3 protein-coding genes and 1 pseudogene are annotated in these 2967 nt (G+C 67.7%); 2 read left to right on the plus strand and 2 right to left on the minus strand.

The annotated features are described in order from the left end of the window. Positions 1-647: pseudouridine synthase (locus WAN71_RS11920; RefSeq protein WP_422225527.1), on the minus strand; the 647-nt coding region annotated here is incomplete at its 3' end. A gap of 10 nt (positions 648-657) precedes the next feature. Next, positions 658-1350 (minus strand): signal peptidase II, encoded by a 693-nt coding sequence (lspA, locus tag WAN71_RS11925; RefSeq protein ID WP_422225525.1) that lies wholly within the window; start codon positions 1348-1350, stop codon positions 658-660. A 93-nt stretch (positions 1351-1443) separates the two neighbouring features. On the opposite strand from lspA, the gene WAN71_RS11930 reads away from it, so the two are divergent. After that, a complete protein-coding gene (locus WAN71_RS11930; protein WP_422225526.1) occupies positions 1444-2364 on the plus strand; it encodes an asparaginase in 921 nt (306 codons plus the stop codon). A 389-nt stretch (positions 2365-2753) separates the two neighbouring features. After that, positions 2754-2967: pseudogene (locus WAN71_RS11935) on the plus strand (PE family protein); the annotation flags it as partial.

A 2967-nucleotide genomic window follows, 5' to 3' on the forward strand; every position in this document is an offset into this window, starting at 1 on the left:
ATGGTGTCGTAGTGCGTGAGACTGTGGCGGCCGGTTGCGGTGACGGCGAACTTCCAGTCGTGGCCGCGGTGGCGGCCGATCGGCGCATCGATCGTGCCGCTGGAGGGGTCGGGATGTCCTTGCACCAGCGCGTGGTAGCGCTTGTCGACTGTGCGCTGCTTGAACGCGCGCTTGAGCAGGGTATAGGCCCGCTCGGAGATCGCCACCACCATGACCCCGGAGGTGCCGACGTCGAGGCGATGCACGATGCCCTGCCGCTCGTGCACCCCGGAGGTGGTGATCCGGTAGCCCGCCGCGGCTAACCCGCCGAGCACCGTTGGCCCCGTCCAGCCGACCGACGCATGCGCGGCCACCCCGGCCGGTTTGTCGACCGCCACGATGTCGTCGTCGGAGTACAGAATCGTCATGCCCTCGATGTCGACGGGCGTGTTCTCCACCGGCGCCGGCGGCTGTGGCAGCCGCACCTGCAGCCACGCCCCGGAGGCCAGACGATCCGACTTGCCGGCCGGCACCCCGTCCAGTTCGACCCCGCCGTCTTCGGCCAGCGCCGCGGCAGCTGTGCGCGACAGGCCGAGCAGCCGGGACAGCCCCGCGTCGACGCGCATACCCGCCAGGCCCTCCGGCACCGGCATCGATCGGTCGGTCACCAACGCCGCGTTACCGTTGGTCGGCCCTGGGCCGGTCCACGGTGCCGTCCTGCGGCTCATCGTCGACGCCTGCAGCAGGCTCGTCCGGTGTTTCGCTGTGCACGGGGGTATCGGCGACATCCGCCACATCGAGCGGGTCGTCCGGCTTCCGACGGCCGACAGTGTCGAAATCGAAGCCCATCGCCGACAGGGTTACCAGCAGGATCGCCCCGCAGACCACCGAAGGGTCGGCGACGTTGAACACCGGCCACCAGCCGATCGACAAGAAGTCCACGACATGTCCCTGCAGCGGGCCCGGCGAACGGAAAAACCGGTCGACCAGGTTGCCCATCGCACCGCCCAGGATCATCCCGAGGCCGATAGCCCACCACGGCGACACCAGCCGCCGTCCCATCCAGAAAATGCCGACCACGACGCCGGTCGCGATCACCGTCAGCATCCAGGTGTATCCGGTCGCCATCGAAAACGCGGCCCCGGAATTGCGGACCAGCGTCCAGGTGACGGTGTCACCGATGATCGGCACCGGCTGGCCGGGGATGAGCAGTTTGACGGCGAGCACCTTGGTGACGATGTCCAGCACCAGCACGACCGCAGCGACCAACAGCAGCAGGCGCAGTCGCCGTCGCGGCGCGGGAGCTTCAGGCTCCCCGGCCGTAGGGGCCTCAGTCACCGGCTCAGCCGCTCCCGTCGGTTGGTCTGTCACTCCTACATCATCCACTACAGCCGTTTGGCGGCGACCCGCCGCGCCCGGCTCCGCCGCGCTTGCTCCACCGCGCGATGCGGGATGATTTCTCCTATGAGCCGCCTCACCGTTATTGCCACCGGTGGGACGATCGCCAGCAGCACCGCCGCCGATGGGGTCCGGCGGCCAACGCGCGGCGGCGCCGAGTTGGCCGCCGGCCTGGACGTCGATGTCGTCGACGTGCTGTCCCTGGACAGCTCGCAGCTGACCCCGGCCGACTGGGATGTGATCGGCGCGTCGGCACGGGCCGCAGTGGCTCGCGGTGCCGAAGGCGTGGTCGTCACGCACGGCACCGACACCCTCGAGGAGACGGCGCTGTGGCTGGACCTGACCTATGCGGGCGCGAGTCCGCTCGTGATCACCGGCGCCTTGCGCAGCGCCGACGCGCCCGACGCCGACGGGCCGAGAAATCTGCGCGACGCCCTGTCGGTGGCGTCCAGTCCCGCCGCGCGCGATCTGGGTGTGCTGGTGTGCTTCGGCAGCCGGGTGTTGCAGCCCTCGGGCCTGCACAAAGTGGCGACGGTAGACGGTTTCGCCGGTGAGCTACTCGGCAGCGTCGACGGCGGGGTGATGCTGGCGCGGCCGAAGACTCGCGTCTATTTCGGCGAGCTGAGCGCGGCAAGCGCTCCGCGGGTCGACATCGTCGCGACCTACCCCGGCGGTGACGCGGTGGCGATGGACGCCTGTGTGGCTGCCGGTGCGCGCGGCATCGTGCTCGAAGCGCTCGGCTCGGGCAATGCCGGCGATGCCGTAATCGATGGAGTGCGGCGGCATTGCCGAGACGGAATCGTGGTCGCGATCTCCACCCGAGTCGTCGGTGGCCGGGTCAGCCCGGGATATGGGCCCGGCCACGACCTGGTGCATGCGGGTGCGGTGATGGTGTCGCGGCTGCCCCCGAGTCAGGCGCGGGTGCTGGTGATGACGGCATTGGCCGCAGAGCTACCGCTGCGCGACGTCGTCGGCCGCCTGCGCTGACGGTATCTGTTCTTGGGCACATCTACTCGTCGACCCTCATCGTCCTGTGATTTCGTCAATTGTTTCGTTTCAGGATCATCTAGCTTCGGTCGCTAAAACAGGGCGCGACTTATTTACCACAAGTTGAAGAACAGGGTGATTTCAGCAAACGGCGCTGACCTGCCGTCCATGCCGATACCAGCCTGTCGGCAATCTATTCTTCACACATTCTTCTGCCTGTCGTCCCCCACCCCGGTTTGTCCGGGACTACCTTGACCGCACCTGAGATAGTTCCGCCCGTGGCGCCATCGACGTCTAACAGGGCGGAATGTTGGACAAGGTAGTCACCTGCCGGGCAGACCAGCTCGGCGACATCATCAGTGACCTCGAGAGGGTGAACTGTGACGAGAATGATTCTCGGCGCCACGCTGTGCAGCGCCGCGGTGGCGTTGGCCGGTGCAGCCAACGCCGACGACGGCAGCAACTTCCTGTCCGGCTCAACCAACGCACTAATCCTGGGCTCCACCGGCATACCGACACCGGATGCCGCCTACATCAGCGACGCGGAAAAGCTGTACCTCGACCCGAACGGGTACCACGGCACCACCGCATCGACGCTGGCGC

Origin of the sequence: Mycobacterium sp., assembly GCF_049280035.1 — a bacterium.
GTDB lineage: Bacteria > Actinomycetota > Actinomycetes > Mycobacteriales > Mycobacteriaceae > Mycobacterium.